This window comes from Algibacter sp. (genome assembly GCF_039977455.1).
Taxonomy (GTDB): domain Bacteria; phylum Bacteroidota; class Bacteroidia; order Flavobacteriales; family Flavobacteriaceae; genus Algibacter_B.
The window spans coordinates 91,481-109,937 of record NZ_JBDWDG010000020.1 but is presented as its reverse complement, the minus strand read 5'-3'; the positions used below and the strand labels follow the sequence as shown (position 1 = coordinate 109,937).

Genomic DNA, 18,457 nt, shown 5'->3' with positions numbered 1-18,457 from the left:
TTAAAAGCCACTTTGCGAAAGCAAGGTGGTTTTTTGTTTATAATGAGTTTTGTAAGAAAAATTATTTATATTTACGGGATATCAACAACAAAAAACTTACTATATCCTGGTTTATTTCTGGGATATGAAACATAAACGTAACTATATAACGTATTAGCAACAAGGGAAAACAAACATTGAGCAAACCAAGAAGAAAAATACCGCCAAACGAACAACTGATTTTACATTCAGAAGTAAATGGAGTTTGTCCATTGTGTCCAACTACTTTAATCTATGAAAAAAACGGAAGAAATCAGAAAGGATTTGAAATTGCTCACATCTATCCATTAAATCCACTTCCGAAAGAAGTAATACTTTTAGAAAAGGAAGAACTTTTGAATACAGATTTAGACCACGGAGACAACTTAATTTGTTTATGCAATCCTTGCCACAAAAGGTATGACAAAGAAAAAACCGTGGAAGAATATCGAGAACTGTTTAAAATAAAAAAAGACATTCTCAAAAGAAAAATGGAGCAACAAATTTGGTCAAAGACAAGTATAGAAAATCAAATATTTGAAATAATTGAATTACTAGTTGACAAAGATTTGGATTTTGAAGATAACATAGAATATAGCCCAAAAACGATTGATAAAAAGACAAATGATACAATTACCTTTTTAACAAAAAGGAAAATACATCAAAACGTACAAGACTATTTTTATAAGATTAGCGCAAAATTTAAAGAATTGGATTTTCTAGTACCAATGACAACTGAAATTATTTCATCACAAATTAAAACCCATTTTTTACTACTTAAAAAGCAAGGAACCAATCAAAAAGAAATTTTTGATGCAATGACAACTTGGTTACAAAAGCAAACAAAACAGGATAATCGTGAGGCTTCAGAGATAATTATATCATATTTCATTCAAAACTGCGAAATTTTTTAAATGATATATCCAAATAAAAATATACGCTTTGAAGAATCTATAATTTATAAGATGATTTCTGTTTTAGAACAACGAGAACAGCAGACTATAAATATTCACGATTTATATAATGAAACAAAAACGAAGTTTAAAAATACCGATGAATTTATAATCTCTTTAGATGTTTTATATGCTTTAGATATGATAAATGTAGACTTCGAAAACGAAAACGTAGAGTATGTTAAAAGAGATTAGATGCGACAAGTTTATTGAACCTGTTATCGAATTTAGAAAAGGATTGAATTCAGTATTAGGAGATGATGTTTCAACCAATTCTATTGGTAAGTCAACATTATTGATGATTATTGACTTTGTTTTTGGTGGAAATACTTTCATTAGTAAAAATTCGGGAAGTATTGAGCATTTAGGAGATTTCACATTTAAGTTCAAATTTAAATTTGGCAACGAAAAATCATATTATTTAAGGCAAACAGCAAATCCAGATGTTGTTAGTGTTTGTGATGAAAAGTATAATCCTCTTAACGAAATATCTACAAAAGAATATACATCAATCCTTTTAAAAAATTACGAGATAAACCATCCACATATATCATTCAGAGATGTTGTCGGTTTATTTTCTAGAATTTGGGGTAAAGATAATTATAGTGTTGATAAACCTTTATTATCTTTTCCCAAAGAAGCTGATGAGATTTCAATTTCTAGAATAATCAAGCTTTTTGGTTTATACGATAAAATTGTTGAAACAACAAAAAAATTAAAAGACAAGAAAGATTCAAAGAAATTTTTAAATGGAGCAATTCGTAAAAATTATATACCAAAAATTACTAAAACTACATTTCAAAAAAACAGTAAGCAATTAGAAGATATAGAAAAAGAGATTCTGGATATCAAAGAAAATATTTTGAAATTCACTTTAAACGTAGAAGAACTAACAAATAAAGAAGTAATTGAATTAAAAGTAGAAAAGAGCAAACTATTAAAAGAACAATCGCTCATTTTAAATAAAATTAAGCGTCTAGATTTAAACTTAAATCAAAAAAGAATTAAGAGTAAACATTTTGATAGACTATCCACATTTTTTGAAAACCCAAATGAGGAAAGAATAATTGAAATTGAATCTTTTCACAACAAAATAAGCTCAATTCTCACTAGAGAATTAACAACAACAAAAGAACTTTTAGAAAAAGAAAATCAAATTTTTATCGAAAAAATAGAAGAAATCGATTTAAAGATATCTTCATTATTAAGCAATGTAAGTAGTCCGAAATACATAGTTGATAAAATTTACGAGCTTACCATTGAATCAAATAAACTAAAGAACGAGAATCGTTTTTATCAAGAAAAAATAGATATTACAGAAAAAGTAAAAGAAATTGAAATAGATATCGATGCTCTGATTGGAGATATTTTGACTGAAATAGAGGTTAAGATTAATAAGGAATTGATAGAGATTAATGAGAAAATCCACGATAAGGGCAAAAAAATACCTAAAATTAAATTGGGTAGAAAGACATATCAATTTGACCATTCGTCAAATACTGGAACCGGCAAATCATATGCTGACCTAATAGAATTTGATTTAGCAATTTTAAAGTTAACTGTACTTCCATTTCTTATACACGACTCAATATTATTCAAGAATATAGAAGACGTTGCTGTTGACAAGATAATAGAACAATATTCGAATTTTGGAAACCAAATCTTCATTTCTATTGATGGAATTGGAAAGTATGATAGTAAATCTATAAAAACCCTAAATGAATCGAAAGTATTGGAATTGTCAAAAGACAGAAAGTTGTTTAATAAAGATTGGAGCTAAAGCCCAGTTGCTAACCAATGTATAAAAATAATAGCGGTTAAATCGCCAAATTGAAAGTAAGTAAATATAAAAAAGGTCTGTGTTCAACCGAACAGCTAGTGCTTAAAAATCTGGCACTATTCTTACACAAAACTGTTGTACATAATTTTTAATCGTCCCAAATAAATGCTAATTAGAAATTAAATTAATTTTAATTAACTTAGTATTGAAATTAGCACTTTTTTCTTTCCCTTAAGAATTCATAATTAATAGTGATTAAAGAATTTCAAACAACTAGTTTGTTTTGGAATTTAAATATTACTCCTAAATAATTTAAAAACTATTAATTATGAAAATCTCAAAAATTGTATTACTAATTATAATGACATTCTTTATGATGCCTTGTTCATCTCAAATTACTGAAAAAACAAACCTAAATCAACAAATTAAAGCTAACCTCGAATCTTTAAAACAATTAGAGAAAAAATTAGAGTATGAAGAAGCTTTTTTAAATGAAATATTAAGTACAGAAGGTGACAATACAATATTAATTCAGAAAAAAACTAAAAGTAAAAATGAAGTAAAAAAAGGAATTATATCATTGAAAGCATTACTCTTTGAGTTAAATGAAAAGTTAAAAGTGGAAACACAAATTAATGATAAAAATAATTTTATCAATCAAAATATTATTCCTTTGGATTCAAGCAAAAAAAAGTATTGGTATAATGAAGATATTCGAAATCCAATTTCTTTTACTGAATTTATCGTTAGAAACCCTAGAACTAACGGAACAGATAAATTAACAAAACCTTCAAATTTATCTTCATATCATTATATAAAACCAGGGTCAATAATTAATATTCTATTTAAAGATGAAGTTTATGACCAATTAAATGATGGTGTTGAATTAACAATAAAAGCATATTTAAAACGTATAGATGAATCAGTCGTTCCAATTGCTGTTAGTGGTTATTTTGATGTTAAATTAGATACTAATCAAGAAGAGTTTGAAAAAAACATTACAAAATCTAATCAAGACGGTTTAGAATATACTTACAAGGTAACACCAACTATTAGAGGTCCTATTCAAGCTGAAGTAAATTCTAGTATGGCAAATCCTCAACCTCAAGACAAACTAATCATAACAATAATAAACAGTTCAGATGGTAACGTCTCGTTTACTACTACATTTGAATTTGAAGATTTTGGTTGGGAATCTACTCCAAGTGGTGGCTTTTCATGGGTGAATACAATCAACCAAAATAATTCTAATTTTAGACCAGCTGGAAGCTCAGGGATAAGCTTTCATTATAAATTAAACAAAGGGTCAAAATTTTTATTGAATTTTATCAATCCAAGTTTTGGTCCTGAATTACTTGTGCTACAAGATTCAAATGAAGATACTCTTATTGGTCTTGGATTATCAGTTTCAACTTTTCTACGAACTGTAAAAGTTGGATATGGCTGGTATTTAGTTGGTGAAAATGGAAGGCCTTACGTTTCAATCGGTGTTAACTTTATTGAAGGATACAAATCAATCTCTTCAATTTTAAGTAGATCAAAAGAATAAAACTATACACCACGACACGCATTTAAAACAAATTAAAAAAAACCATTTACTTATAGCTCATTAACTTTACCAGTTTTCACGCGTTAGGGATTGCAACGACATCCTTTTTTTGCTGCCATAAATGGCAAAAAAAGATACAGTGTAAAGCCCGACCCTCGTGGTAACGCCCAAATTATAAATTCTACTGCAAAAGCTCTACAAGCTCACTAAACCCTTTTTCTTGTGCATAATTTAAAGCTGTTTTGCCTTTAAAATCTTTAATCGTTTTATCGGCATGATGCTCTAACAGTAATTTTACGCTTTCAATTTTATTGTATTGGGTTGCAAAAGACAAGGCTGTAGTGCCGTTAATATTCACTTCGTTTACATCGGCGCCATGTTCAATTAAATACTTAGCACATGCTATATTGCCTTTAAAACTCACGCCAATTAAAGCGGTATTACCCGAGGCATCTTTTGCATTTATTGGTGCATTATGCTCTATTAATATTTTGGTTGCAGCTTCATTATCAAAATAAGTGGCCAGAATTAATGGTGTAAACCCACGTTCGTCTTTGGCTTCGGCTAATTTAGGGTTGGCACTTAACAAGGTCTTTAAAACGCTGGTTTGTCTGTTTTTTATACTCTCAAAAAGGCTATCAATGTTTTCCATTATTTTAATAGGTTTTATACCCGTTGTTCACTTTGAGCTAAACAGTTACGTCGTGTCAGTTCGAGTGATTTTTTGATAAAAAAATGGTATCGAGAACCGGTAAAGTAACTAAAACTCGTATTCTCTAAATAAATTTCATTCATTTTAAATCGTAAAATACACTCAAATTCACAGCATGTCATAAAAATGCAAAACGGGATTATTTTTATTTCTTTTCAATAAAAAAGGAATGGATTTTTCAATCCACTCCTCTTTTCTCTATGTTAATTACTATTATTTTATATCAAAACGATCAGCGTTCATCACTTTAGTCCAGGCAGCAACAAAATCTTTAAAAAATTTTTCTTTGCTATCATCTTGTGCATATACTTCGGCATAAGCACGTAATATGGAGTTAGAACCAAATACTAAATCTACTCGTGTGGCTGTATATTTTACAGCACCTGTGTTACGGTTTCTAATTTCGTAAGTTCCGTTTTCCAAAGGTTTCCAATCGTAAGTCATATCCGTTAGGTTTACAAAGAAATCGTTTGTTAACGCACCTACATTTTCAGTAAACACACCATGTTTAGTACCGCCATAGTTTGTTCCCATAACACGCATACCTCCAACTAAAACAGTCATTTCGGCTGCTGTTAAACCTAATAATTGAGTATGGTCTAACATGATTTCTTCTGGACTTACCGCATATTCTTTTTTCTGGTAGTTTCTATAACCATCTACTAACGATTCCATAGATTCAAAAGATTCCACATCGGTCATCGCCTGTGTAGCATCACCTCTACCTGGAGCAAAAGGCACAGTAACTTGCATGCCTGCATTTCTAATAGCTCTTTCCACGCCTACATTACCTGCTAGCACAATAGCATCTGCAACGCTAATTCCGAATTCCGCAGCTATGGGCTCTAAAACCGCTAGAACCTTTTGTAGTTTTGCTGGCTCATTACCTTCCCAGTTTTTTTGAGGCTCCAAACGAATACGAGCACCGTTGGCACCACCTCTAAAATCGGATCCTCTAAACGTTCTTGCACTATCCCAAGCCGTAGTAACCAATTCTGAAATACTTAAGTCTGTAGCGCCAATTTTAGCTTTTACTGCTTCAACATCATAATTATGATTTCCTTTTGGAATTGGATCTTGCCAAATTAATTCTTCTTGTGGCACGTCTGGACCAAACCAACGATCTCTAGGTCCCATATCACGATGTGTTAATTTAAACCAAGCACGAGCGAAAGTATCTGAGAAATAATCGAAATCATTTTTAAATTTTAATGAAATCTCTCTGTAAATTGGATCCATTTTCATGGCCATATCTGCATCTGTCATCATCGGGTTATGCCTTGTGGTTAAATCTTCAACATCAACAGGTTTATCTTCTTCTTTAATACTAACAGGTTCCCATTGATCGGCTCCCGCAGGACTTTTTCTAGATTCCCACTCATGATTAAATAGCATTTCGAAAAACCCGTTATCCCATTTAGTTGGGTGTGTTGTCCAAGCTCCTTCTAAACCACTAGTAACCGTATATTTTCCTTTACCAGATTTTGTTGGATTTGCCCATCCTAAGCCTTGTGCTTCAACACCCGCCGCTTCTGGCTCCGGACCTAAAATACTCGCATCGCCATTACCGTGTGTTTTACCTACGGTATGTCCACCAGCTGTTAAAGCCACTGTTTCCTCATCATTCATGGCCATACGCTTAAAAGTTTCTCTAATCTGAGCTGCTGTTTTTAAGGGGTCTTGCTTACCATTAACACCTTCTGGGTTTACGTATATTAATCCCATTTGTACGGCTGCTAGAGGGTTTTCCATAGTGTCGGGTGCATCAACATTAGCGTAGCGTTCATCACTTGGCGCTAACCATTCTTTTTCTGCTCCCCAATACACATCTTTTTCTGGGTTCCAAATATCTTCACGTCCAAATGCAAAACCATAGGTTTTTAAGCCCATATTTTCGTAAGCAATAGTTCCTGCTAGAATAATAAGATCTGCCCAACTTACTTTATTACCATATTTTTTCTTGATTGGCCATAGTAAACGTCTCGCTTTATCTAAACTTACATTATCTGGCCAAGAGTTAAGTGGCGCAAAACGTTGGTTGCCTGTGCCTCCGCCTCCACGTCCGTCGGCTAACCTATACGAACCTGCAGCATGCCACGCCATTCTAATCATTAATCCGCCATAATGCCCCCAATCTGCTGGCCACCAATCTTGACTATCTGTCATAAAATCATGAAGGTCTTTTTTAAGCCCTTCAACATCTAAGGTTTTTAATGCTTCTTGATAATCAAAATCTTCACCTAGAATATTTGTTTTTTTATCGTGCTGGTGCAAAATATCTAGATTTAAACTATTAGGCCACCACTCGGTAACCGTATTTACAACTGCTGTGTTCGATCCATGCATAAACGGACATTTACCACCACCTGATGAACCATTTTTTAGATTTTCCATGTTATATATATATTTTTTTTTAAAAAAGAGTTAAATATTTCTTGAACCAAAATTATGATTTATAAAGCCCCAACGAAACCATAATTAATTCTTATGACTTATACATAAATCAATAAAATTTATCGATAATTAAAAAACCATAACTTTTCCTTATAAATATAAGAAAAAATAAAGTTCAAAATAAAATGAATGTGTTAATTAAAGCTTATTTTTTTTAAGTTAAGTTAATTAATAAAATTAAAAAAAACTGTATTTAATATCAATCCAAAGTGCTAAATATTCTTATTTTTATAAAAATTTAAAAATAATATTATGGCAACAGTAACCTTAAAAGGAAACCCAATAAACACCTCAAGTAAATTACCAGAAGTAGGAACAAAAGCACCTGACTTCTTGTTAACTACAACCGATTTAGCAGTACATAGCTTAACTAACTACCAAGGTAAGAAACTAGTTTTAAATATATTCCCGAGTATTGATACAGGTACTTGCGCACAATCTGTTAGAACCTTTAATAAGGAAGCTAGCGAATTAGAAAACACAAAGGTCCTTTGTATTTCTCGCGATTTACCTTTTGCTCAAGGCCGTTTTTGTGGTGCGGAAGGCTTAGATAATGTTGTAAATTTATCTGACTTTAAAGATGGAAGCTTCGGAAAAGCATATGGTTTAGATTTTGTTGACGGTCCATTAGAAGGTTTACACTCGCGTTGTGTAGTAGTGGTTGATGAAAACGGCGTTATAAAACATACCGAGCAAGTTGGAGAAATTGTAGACGAACCGAATTACAAAGCTGCCTTGGAAGCGCTTCAAGATGCCTAAAAAAGAATCATTTTTAGTAAACCGATTAAAAAGTATTGGATACGCTTTTAAAGGCGCTGTCCTACTTTTAAAAACCGAGGCAAGTATAAAAATCCAATTTGCAATAGCTATTGCTGTTACGATAATGGGTTTTTATTATGATATATCTACCACAGAATGGATTGTCCAAATATTAGCCATTGGTTTAGTTATGAGTGTAGAAGGTGTAAATACAGCAATTGAAGAAATTGCGAATTTTATTCACCCAGAACGTCATGATAAAATTGGTTTAATAAAAGATATAGCTGCAGGGGCTGTTTTTATAGCCTCTGTTTTTTCTAGTATTATTGGTCTTATTATCTATCTTCCAAAAATTTTTTAAAGGCAATTTAAAAGTGTTCCTAGTATTCTTTTTGCACTTTAAAAAAAAATTACAAGCCTTGCTTAGCAATTTTTAAAAATAAAGTTTCGTTAACGTTAGTAATTTGTATTTTTGCTCAGTTATAAAATACAATCCAAATTTTTGAAATCGCAAACCATTAATGGCTAAAAGCAAAGCAAAAACTAAAAAAGAACCTAGAAAAAAATTAAAAGCACCTAGTTTTAAATTGTCTAGTCAACAAAAGTTGGTTTTAGGGAGTTTTCTTGTTATTACAGGCCTATTGCTTTTTATTGCCTTTGTTTCTTTTCTATTTACAGGAGAAATAGACCAAAGTGCCTTATCCGATTTTACATCTCGCGATGTTAAAACGCAAAACTGGTTAAGCAAATCTGGAGCTTGGTTAAGCGACTTTTTTATTCAGCGTGGATTTGGTATTGCTTCTTTTATATTCTCCGGACTAATCTTTTTATCTGGTGTTTATGTTTTAATGAACATAACAACAACTAAACTAAGAAGACATTGGTTTTGGGGTACCCTTATAATTATTTGGTTATCTATTCTTTTTGGTTTTTTCGGAAACAAAAATGATATTTTGGGCGGTGTAATTGGTTTTGAAATCAATAGTTTTCTTCAAGACTATATTGGTAAAATTGGCATTGTACTCCTACTGCTATTTGGATTGATAACCTATTTAGCTATTCGATTTAAGGTGACTTTTGAAAGTATTACAAAACTTTTTAAAACAGCTAAAAAAGATATTAAAGATGAACTTTCTGATATGAAAGATGATGTTGTTGTACCTTTTGACAATAGTTTATCTGAAGAAGCTGAAGCCATTAAAACAGCGCATGAAATAGCCTTAGAAAGTAATAAACCTGAACCTAAACCCGTAGTCACTAAATCCAAAACAGAAACTGCGCCTTTAGAAGTAAAAATACCAGAACCAGAAATTGAAGAGGAACCTGAAGCCTTAGAAATAAAGGTTGAAGAGGTTATTGAAGAAGGTTCTGAAAATGATAATTTGGCTAACAAACTCGTTGAAGACTTTGGTCAATTTGATCCGACCTTAGAATTATCAAAATACCAATACCCACCACTCGATTTATTAAAAAAATACGACACCGAAGGTATTACTATAAATCAAGAAGAGCTTGAAGATAATAAAAACAAAATTGTTGATACTTTAAACAATTACAAAATTGGTATTTCAAGTATTAAAGCCACAATAGGACCAACAGTTACATTATACGAAATTGTACCAGAAGCCGGAATTCGTATTTCTAAAATTAAAAATTTAGAAGATGATATTGCTTTGTCACTTTCAGCATTAGGGATTCGTATAATTGCACCCATTCCTGGAAAAGGAACTATTGGTATTGAGGTTCCAAACAAAAATTCGACTATAGTTTCTATGCGTTCTGTTATTGCTTCAAAGAAATTTCAAGCCTCAGAAATGCATTTACCTGTTGCCTTAGGAAAAACCATTAGTAATGAAACTTTCGTGGTCGATTTAGCTAAAATGCCTCACTTACTTATGGCTGGTGCTACGGGTCAAGGTAAATCGGTTGGTTTAAATGCCGTTTTAACCTCGTTATTATATAAAAAACACCCTGCCGAAGTTAAGTTTGTTTTAGTCGATCCTAAAAAAGTAGAGCTTACACTTTTCAACAAAATTGAACGTCATTATTTAGCAAAACTTCCAGATGAAGCCGATGCTATTATTACAGATAATACTAAGGTTATCCATACCCTAAACTCGTTGTGTATAGAAATGGATAACCGCTACGAAATGCTAAAAAATGCACTTTGTAGAAATATAGCAGAATACAATGCTAAATTTAAAGCTAGAAAATTAAACCCTAATGATGGGCATCAATATTTACCTTATATTGTTTTGGTGGTTGATGAGTTTGCCGATTTAATTATGACTGCTGGTAAAGAAGTAGAAACACCAGTTGCCCGATTAGCACAATTAGCACGTGCTATTGGTATTCACTTAATTATTGCAACGCAACGTCCTTCTGTTAACGTTATTACAGGTATCATTAAAGCCAATTTCCCCGCACGAATTGCCTTTAGAGTATCTAGTAAAATCGATTCGCGTACTATTCTAGATGCCGGAGGAGCCGACCAGCTTATTGGTCGTGGAGATATGCTTTATACACAAGGAAACGACATGATAAGAATACAATGTGCCTTTGTGGACACGCCAGAAGTCGAAAAAATAGTAGACTTTATTGGTGCACAAAAAGCATATCCAGATGCCTATTTACTTCCTGAGTATGTTGGCGAAGAAAGTGGCACAAGTCTTGATATAGATATATCAGACAGAGACAAACTTTTTAAAGATGCGGCTATAGTTATTGTTACGGCTCAACAAGGTTCGGCCTCATTATTACAACGTAAATTAAAATTAGGTTATAATAGAGCTGGTAGAATTATCGATCAGTTAGAAGCAGCAGGAATAGTAGGTCCGTTTGAAGGTAGTAAAGCAAGGCAAGTTTTAGTACCAGATTTAATTGCCTTAGATCAACATTTAGAAAACGAAATATAATTAAGTACCTTTTTCGCTTAGGCGGAATTAAAAATTTAAATTTTCAATGAAAAAATTATTAACTGTATTATTAATTACACTTTCAATAAACGCCTTTGCTCAAAATAAGGCTAAAACATTGTTAAATGAAGTTTCAGAAAAAGTAAAAAGTTATGATAATATTGCTTTGGACTTTAAATATACTTTAGAAAATATTTCGGAAAACATAAAGCAAGAAACCAAAGGTGATGTGGTTATGCTAGGTGAAAAATACCGATTAAACATACTAGGTATTACTAGACTTTTTGATGGTAAAACTATGTATAGCATTAGTACGGAAGATGAAGAAGTTACTATAACATCTAATATTGATGACGAAAACGATGCCATTACACCCAGTAAAATGCTATCGTTTTATGAAGATGGCTATACTTACACTTTAGATATTGTTCAAAATATAAATGGTAGAAAAATACAGTATATTAAACTTTTACCTATCGATTCCAATTCCGAAATAAAAAGTATTCTTTTAGGTATTGATGCACAGACAAAACACATCTATAATTTGATTCAAATTGGTGAAAACGGAACAAAAACAACACTTACTGTTAATTCTTTTAAAACTAATGAGCCTGTATCAAAAACCTTATTTACCTTTGATGCTAATAAATATCAAGATTATTACATTAACAAATTAGATTAGGCCTAACGAGTGAAAATTCTAGATCGCTACATAATAACCACATATCTTAAAACTTTTTTCAGCGTGTTTATCATACTCATGCTGATTTTTGTTTTACAAACCATCTGGCTTTATATAAAAGAGCTAGCCGGTAAAGATTTAGATATCATGGTTATTTTTAAATTTCTGGCCTATTTTATGCCAAAGCTTATACCATTAGTTTTACCGCTTACTATTCTTTTAGCTTCCATTATGGTATTTGGTAGTTTTGCAGAAAACTATGAGTTTGCTGCCATGAAATCTACAGGTATTTCGTTACAGCGTGCCATGTCTGGATTAAGCATATTTATTGTAGGTTTAGGAATTATTACTTTTTTCTTCTCAAATAATGTAATTCCTTGGGCAGAACTTAATTCCTATAACTTAAGAAAAAACATAGCGAAACTGAAACCTTCTATGGCTATTGCCGAAGGTCAATTTAACCCTATAGAATCAACGCCATATAATATTAAGGTAGAAAAGAAAAGTGGTGATAGAAATCAGTTTTTAGAAGATGTAACTATCCATGTTAAAGGAAATGATGGCAGAACGAATACAACTGTTATAAAATCTAAAACCGGAGAACTTGCTAGTCAAGAAAATTCAAACGTTTTAAAACTTATTTTAAATGATGGTCACTATTACAGCGATCTTAATCCTAAAAAAAGAAAAGATAAAAACAAAAAGCCTTTTATAAAAAGTAAATTTGAAACTAAAATTATAAACATCGATTTATCCAACTTGAATGATGTTGATTTTGATGAACAATCGCAAACCGACAAATACAACATGCTAAATGTTAGCGGATTGACTAAAACCATCGATTCTTTAGTTTTAAAATACAACGATGAAAACGAAGCTTTCACTAAAAATTTATTGACTAGAACTGGGATTAGCCAAAAAATGCCAACAAGAAAAAGAAGTGTTGATACCACAGAATATGTTGGTCCGATTTTGGATTTATTCGACACCAAACAGAAAATACAACTGGTTGATGTGACTTCAAAATCCATGGTAAGTTCCAAACAATTTATCACAACCAGAGAGTCGGCAATGAAAGTCTCAAAAGCTTGGCTTAACAGACATGTTATTTCACTACATGAAAAATTTGCCCTAGGTTTTGCTTGTGTTATTTTATTCTTTGTTGGTGCACCTTTAGGCGCATTAATTAGAAAAGGTGGTATTGGTTTACCGTTAGTAATAGCTATACTCCTATTTTTAACGTATCATTTTATAGGGATTTTTGCTCTTAACAGTGCTAAATCGGGAGATTTCAACCCCATTCTAGCTCCTTGGTTTTCAACCTTGCTCATGCTTCCGCTTGGAATTTTCTTAACAAAACGAGCAACCGCCGATAGAGGTTTAGTTGATTTTGGAGGTGTTATCGACCCCTTGAAAAAACTATTTAAAATTAAAGAAAAAGACGCTATTGATTTTAAATTTTTACAAGATTACAATAATGAAGAATTAATTAACACCATTACTAATTTTGATACCCTAAATCATGACGAGGCTGTAAAACCTAAAGCACTTGAGTTATTACATTCAAGAGGTTTGACTTCATCCGATTTAAGAGCAAATGGTTTAAATATTAGTAATGAATATGATAGTGTTGAAGCAATTAGCGTAAATTATAAAGAACATTCTAAATTTACTTTAGTGCTTTACATCATAGGCATTGTATTGCTAATTCTGTTCTTTGTGTTTAAAAACAATAAACTATTACCCTTGGCAACAGCATCCATACAGCTTAGTATCATTTCGTTTGTATTATATGTTGTTTACTATATAAAATCGATAATTAACACCTATCAATTTTATAATCAAATCCATAAAAAAGAAAACAAACCTAGTATTGGACTTTTAATACTTGGGCTGCCTTTATATTTTGTTACACATTTTCTGTTAAGAGAACAAATGAAAACCGACTTAAAGACAAATTGTTTAGAATCCTTAAAATAAGCCATATCTTTGCATTATGATAGTTAGTACTATGACACAAAAAGTAAAAAAAGAGTTTAAGCTTAACACAATACACGAGGCTATAGATGACATAAGAAACGGAAAAGTTATTATAGTTGTTGATGATGAAAATCGTGAAAATGAAGGTGATTTTTTGGCCGCTGCTGATAAGGTTACACCAGAAATGATAAACTTTATGGCAACCCATGGTAGAGGTCTTATTTGTGCACCATTAACTGAAAACAGGTGTAAAGAGCTTGAGTTAGGGATGATGGTTCGTAATAATACTGATCCTATGGAAACCGCATTTACCGTTTCGGTAGATTTAAGAGGTAATGGTGTTACTACCGGTATTTCGGCAAGCGATCGTGCCAAAACTGTTCAAGCCTTAATTAATGAAGATACCAAGCCATTTGAATTGGCTAGACCAGGGCATATTTTTCCCTTAGTTGCTAAAGAAGGTGGTGTTTTAAGACGTACGGGGCATACTGAAGCTGCGATAGATTTTGCAAGATTAGCAGGTTTAAATCCCGCTGGTGTGATTGTTGAAATCATGAACGAAGATGGTACTATGGCGCGTTTACCACAACTTTTTAAGGTGGCAAAAAAACTAGATTTAAAAATAGTTTCTATTGAAGATTTAGTAGCCTATAGAATGCAACACGACTCTTTAATTAAGAAAAAAGAAGATTTTCAAATAGAAACCCGTTTTGGAAGCTTTAGATTAAGAGCTTACAAACAAACAACTAATAATCAAGTTCACATAGCCTTAACTAAAGGGCAATGGAAAGATAACGACAAGGTTCTTACTAGAATAAACAGCACATTATTTAATAATGATATTTTAGGAACACTTACCAACAATGCCGACCAACAACTAGACGATATGTTTAAGGTGATTAATGATGCTGGTAAAGGGGCTATTATATTTATTAATCAGGAATCGCAATCGATGAATATTTTGAGTCGTTTGTCATTTTTAAAAGAAAATCAAGCACAAAATGAAGTCGCTAGAGCACCTAAAATAAATATGGATAATAGAGATTTTGGAATTGGTGCACAAATTCTACACGATTTAAACATACATAAGCTTCGCTTAATTTCTAACACCGAACAAACTAAACGTGTTGGTTTGATTGGTTATGGCTTAGAAATAGTAGAATATGTTAAATATTAATTGTTAGACCTTGTTTTTATAACTTAAGACTATAAAACAAACATAAAATTCTTTTAAAGAAAAGGAGCATAACGTGTTTAACTTTATGCTCCTTTTTTTAAATCCTTGTGCTTAACCAAGTTTCAATTAAATACTTGCCTTAATAGCTTTTACCATTTTTTCTGCACGAGATTTAACTTCGGCTTCTGTCCAAGATAGCTTTATTAAACAAGATATGTTTCTGCCAATATAATAATCGGATTTTTCAAAAGTTTTTGATTTAAGATAGCTTAAACCTTCCTTAACCTCTTTAGAGATTGGAAATAGTGATTTTAAATCTTTTAAATGGTCCCATTCGCGTATGTAATGCCAGTTGTTGTGGTAATAATTCCAACAGGCATCGACACCTTCGTGTTTAAACTTTTCAATTACTTTTCTTGTGGTTTCTAAATCTGGTAAGAAGAAATTTAAAAAAGCGCAACTTTCTACTCCGCCTTCTGGTACGGTTCTAAAGGTAACTTCTGGAATTGCTTTTAAGGCCTCTCGTAATATATTGAAGTTCTTTTTTTGAAGTTCTAAGAACTCTGGCAAGCGTTTAACTTGTGCTAATCCTACAGCCGCATGAAGCTCTGAAATACGGAAATTATAGCCTAAAAACGGGTGTGTTTCGGCTCCTCTATCATTTCCAACATGATCATGCCCATGATCGCTGTAATGGTCGGCATTTAAATAATAGTCTTTATTATTTGTTATTACGGCTCCGCCTTCGCCACAGGTTATGGTTTTAACAAAATCGAAAGAGAAACAACCTAAATCGCCAATGCTTCCAAGTGGTTTGCCTTTAAAGGTTCCTCCAATGGCCTGACAAGCATCTTCAATTAATAATATATTATGTGTTTCTGCAATGGTTTGCAAGGCATCCATATTTGCCATACTTCCGCACATTTGCACCACCATAATAGCTTTTGTTTTTGGTGTAATAGCATCTTGTACTGCTTCGGGGTTTAATCCTAAGGTATCATCTATATCGACCAAAACGGGTATGGCACCAAGCATCATTATGGCCTCGAAACTGGCTACAAAAGTAAAGGTTGGCATGATTACCTCGTCGCCCGATCCTACTCCTGCAGATGCTAAGGCTACCGATACGGCTGCTGTACCAGATGATACTAATTGTACGTGTTTGGACTGAAATGTGGTTTGAAGTTCGGTTTCTAACTCTTTAGCTTTCCAATGACCGTTACGCATACCATCAAATCCGTAGCGCATAAGCACGCCGTTATCTAAAACATCGTTTACTTGTTTTCTTTCTAAATCTCCAAATAATTCAAATCCTGGCATATTCTATTTTATTTTATGTTGATTGGGACCTTGCCATTGCGTTAGGGATTGTAGCGGCATCCTTTTTTTGCTGCCATATATGGCAAAAAAAGATATAGCGTAAAGCCCGACCCTTGTGGTAACGCCCAAATTATTTAAATGTTTATTACTGCTTCTTCTATTGGTTTTCTAACTTTTTTTAGCGTTGAAAACATATCGTCTTCGGCGCGATAACCTATAGGTAAAAGTAATACCGATTTTAGCCCCTTTTCTTTTAATTTAAGGATGTCGTCGTATTTGGTAGGTGAAAATCCTTCCATAGGGCAGGAATCGATTTCTTCGATTGCGCAAACGGTTAGCAAATTACCTAATGCAATGTACGCTTGATTTTTAGACCATTGTTGGCGTTCTTGTTGCGACTTACCTTGCATTATACTTACTAAACCTTCTCGGTAAGGTTTTAATATATTTTCTGGGGTGTTGCGCGTATTTTTTATATTTTGGTAATAGCTGGAAACATCGATTTCCTCTATATTATCTTGTATGCAGATTACCAGTAAATGCGAAGCGTCTAGCACTTGTTTTTGATTATATGAGTGCGCTACTAGTGATTCTCTTAGGTTTTTATTTTCGATTACCACCAATTTTATGGTTTGTAAACCAAATGAAGTTGCGGTTAGGTTAAAGGCTTCTGTTATGATTTTTAATTTGGCCTTGCTTAATTTTTTTGTGGCATCGAATTTTTTTGTTGCATAACGCCACTTTAGCTGTTGTATGGTATCCATTAATATGTAATCTATTTTTGCAAAAATAGGGTTTGCGTTTCTGTTTTTATAATAATTACCCTGTAAAATATGCACATTTTGAAGGACTTAAAATTTATTATAAAAAAAGTTTAGATTTTATTTGAATACAAAGAAAAAGGCTCTTATATTTGCACCCGCATTCAGGGAATACCTGATGAGGCACTCAAGGAGAATTGGCAGAGTGGTCGAATGCGGCAGTCTTGAAAACTGTTGAGGGTCACACCTCCGGGGGTTCGAATCCCTCATTCTCCGCTGAAAATGGCATTAAATGCCACCAAAAGCCCATAAACTTTATGTTTATGGGCTTTTTACATTTTCATAACTAGAAGGTCACGGGATCGTGCCCCGCTCTCGCTACAATTCGAAATTACCCAAAAACAAACGGTTTAGTTCACTCTAAACCGTTTGTTTTATGTCTACATTTAATAATACTCCTACTTTTGAGAACACAAATGAACACGTTTTGAAAATAAGAATGTAGGAAACCCTATAAACAGGCTATTTAGAATATATTCAATTCCTAAATAACTCTGTAATGTTAATAATTTTATTCAAAAAAAATTCAATATATATTTACCAATAAAAAACTTTAAAATCTATAACCATATTCAAAGCCTCATCCACATCTCTTTTTATAAAACTAGCTTGATAAAGCATAATTGTTGTTGCCGAAGATTGCCTTTATAAATTTTGAAATATTTGGGTAGGGGTTTTATTTGCAGAAATATTACCAAAACTATGTCGGGCAATATGCATGTTTATTTTTTTATCTATAGAAGCTTGCCGTGCAACAATCTCTAACCTGTTATTAAAGTGTTTTGAAGCTATTTTTATTCTTTAACTATTTTAGCTTTTATTTACAATCCCTAAACGGCTTCCACCAAAGTTTTATCATACTCATTCAATCTCCTGATAAAAACGATTGTTAAATTAACAATTAATCCAATAAAACCTACACTTAAATGAAGTGTTATTGTTAAAATAGCACACTATTAGGTTAAAAACAAACAAATATTTATTTAATAATTATTGTAAGTTTGTGTAGAGAAATCATGGTATACCCTTGAACTGCCTGCCTATAACAAGCAAGTTGTTAACTTTTATAAACAACTATCGTAAGACCCACGTAATTATGCGAAAAAAAAAATTGATTACCCCATGCTTTATCTTTTATGTTTTTGCAATAACCACAAGATCCATATTTGCGCATTACTTGCCCCTAATACATTTAATTAAGCATTCAAGTCAATTTTATCAAATAACGAATTGCAAAGCCAATGCTACTTGTATTGAAACAACACCTCAAACTTTAGTAAACAAAACCTTATATAAATCACTATTAGGCGCCTCCACTAAAACTTCTTGGATCTTTA

The 18,457-nt window shown here is 32.3% G+C and carries 14 protein-coding genes and 1 tRNA gene; 11 read left to right on the top strand and 4 right to left on the bottom strand.

Annotated elements, in window-relative coordinates; all coding sequences use genetic code 11:
* Positions 1-176 precede the first annotated feature (176 nt).
* The 4 genes from ABJM36_RS08790 to ABJM36_RS08775 all read left to right on the top strand — a co-directional run bounded on the left by ABJM36_RS08790 (position 177) and on the right by ABJM36_RS08775 (position 4,300).
* Positions 177-932, top strand: coding sequence for an ABC-three component system protein (locus ABJM36_RS08790; RefSeq protein ID WP_348451087.1), 756 nt, complete (start codon positions 177-179; stop codon positions 930-932).
* Complete coding sequence (locus tag ABJM36_RS08785) at positions 933-1,166, top strand: ABC-three component system middle component 7 (protein ID WP_348451086.1); 234 nt, start codon at positions 933-935, stop codon at positions 1,164-1,166.
* Positions 1,150-2,751, top strand: a complete 1,602-nt coding sequence (locus tag ABJM36_RS08780) for a DUF2326 domain-containing protein (protein WP_348451085.1) — start codon at positions 1,150-1,152, stop codon at positions 2,749-2,751. The genes ABJM36_RS08785 and ABJM36_RS08780 overlap by 17 nt, the downstream gene beginning before the upstream one ends.
* A 328-nt stretch (positions 2,752-3,079) precedes the next feature.
* Complete coding sequence (locus tag ABJM36_RS08775) at positions 3,080-4,300, top strand: hypothetical protein (protein WP_348451084.1); 1,221 nt, start codon at positions 3,080-3,082, stop codon at positions 4,298-4,300.
* Between the two features lie 181 nt (positions 4,301-4,481).
* On the opposite strand, the gene ABJM36_RS08770 is transcribed toward ABJM36_RS08775, so the two are convergent.
* Entirely contained in the window at positions 4,482-4,952 is a 471-nt protein-coding gene (locus ABJM36_RS08770; RefSeq protein WP_348451083.1) for an ankyrin repeat domain-containing protein, read from the bottom strand.
* A 273-nt stretch (positions 4,953-5,225) separates the two neighbouring features.
* Positions 5,226-7,406, bottom strand: a complete 2,181-nt coding sequence (katG, locus tag ABJM36_RS08765; RefSeq protein ID WP_348451082.1) for a catalase/peroxidase HPI — start codon at positions 7,404-7,406, stop codon at positions 5,226-5,228.
* A gap of 312 nt (positions 7,407-7,718) precedes the next feature.
* Between katG and tpx the strand changes: the two genes are divergently transcribed.
* From tpx to ribB, 6 genes are all read left to right on the top strand, one after another.
* Entirely contained in the window at positions 7,719-8,225 is a 507-nt protein-coding gene (tpx, locus tag ABJM36_RS08760; RefSeq protein ID WP_348451081.1) for a thiol peroxidase, read from the top strand.
* Positions 8,218-8,586, top strand: coding sequence for a diacylglycerol kinase family protein (locus ABJM36_RS08755; protein WP_348451080.1), 369 nt, complete (start codon positions 8,218-8,220; stop codon positions 8,584-8,586). Before tpx ends, ABJM36_RS08755 begins: the two co-directional genes overlap by 8 nt.
* Before the next feature lie 160 nt (positions 8,587-8,746).
* Complete coding sequence (locus tag ABJM36_RS08750; RefSeq protein ID WP_348451079.1) at positions 8,747-11,140, top strand: DNA translocase FtsK; 2,394 nt, start codon at positions 8,747-8,749, stop codon at positions 11,138-11,140.
* A gap of 46 nt (positions 11,141-11,186) precedes the next feature.
* Positions 11,187-11,822 (top strand): outer membrane lipoprotein carrier protein LolA, encoded by a 636-nt coding sequence (locus tag ABJM36_RS08745; RefSeq protein ID WP_348451078.1) that lies wholly within the window; start codon positions 11,187-11,189, stop codon positions 11,820-11,822.
* A 9-nt stretch (positions 11,823-11,831) separates the two neighbouring features.
* A complete protein-coding gene (locus tag ABJM36_RS08740; protein WP_348451077.1) occupies positions 11,832-13,802 on the top strand; it encodes an LptF/LptG family permease in 1,971 nt (656 codons plus the stop codon).
* 16 nt (positions 13,803-13,818) lie between these two features.
* Entirely contained in the window at positions 13,819-14,979 is a 1,161-nt protein-coding gene (ribB, locus tag ABJM36_RS08735) for a 3,4-dihydroxy-2-butanone-4-phosphate synthase (protein ID WP_348451076.1), read from the top strand.
* Positions 14,980-15,105: 126 nt separating this feature from the next.
* On the opposite strand, the gene ABJM36_RS08730 is transcribed toward ribB, so the two are convergent.
* Positions 15,106-16,299, bottom strand: coding sequence for a DegT/DnrJ/EryC1/StrS family aminotransferase (locus ABJM36_RS08730; RefSeq protein ID WP_348451075.1), 1,194 nt, complete (start codon positions 16,297-16,299; stop codon positions 15,106-15,108).
* Positions 16,300-16,433: 134 nt separating this feature from the next.
* Complete coding sequence (locus ABJM36_RS08725) at positions 16,434-17,138, bottom strand: NAD(P)H-dependent oxidoreductase (protein ID WP_348451074.1); 705 nt, start codon at positions 17,136-17,138, stop codon at positions 16,434-16,436.
* A 113-nt stretch (positions 17,139-17,251) separates the two neighbouring features.
* On the opposite strand from ABJM36_RS08725, the gene ABJM36_RS08720 reads away from it, so the two are divergent.
* Positions 17,252-17,336, top strand: a tRNA-Ser gene (locus ABJM36_RS08720).
* The last annotated feature ends 1,121 nt before the right edge of the window (positions 17,337-18,457 follow it).